A 262-nucleotide genomic window follows, 5' to 3' on the forward strand; every position below is an offset into this window, starting at 1 on the left:
CACGTAAAGTGCCTGCTAGTGCGTCTGCAGGGTTAGTAGCACCCATGATTTCACGATTTTTAAGAACAGCGTTTTCGCCTTCAAGAACGGTAACCATTACTGGACCAGATGTCATGAAAGATACTAAAGCACCGAAGAAAGGACGTTCGCTATGTTCAGCGTAGAAACCTTCAGCTTTCTCTTGTGAAAGGTGAACCATTTTAGCTGCAACGATTTTAAGGCCAGCAGATTCGAAACGGTTGTAGATAGCGCCAATGTGGTT

1 protein-coding gene is annotated in these 262 nt (G+C 44.7%); it reads right to left on the bottom strand.

The window, feature by feature from the left end:
- Positions 1–262, bottom strand: a 262-nt coding sequence (locus AAEY72_RS15365) for a nucleoside-diphosphate kinase (RefSeq protein ID WP_352311453.1), incomplete at both ends; no start/stop codon positions are given.

This window comes from Psychrobacter sp. W2-37-MNA-CIBAN-0211 (assembly GCF_040309405.1).
Taxonomy (GTDB): Bacteria; Pseudomonadota; Gammaproteobacteria; order Pseudomonadales; family Moraxellaceae; genus Psychrobacter; species Psychrobacter glaciei.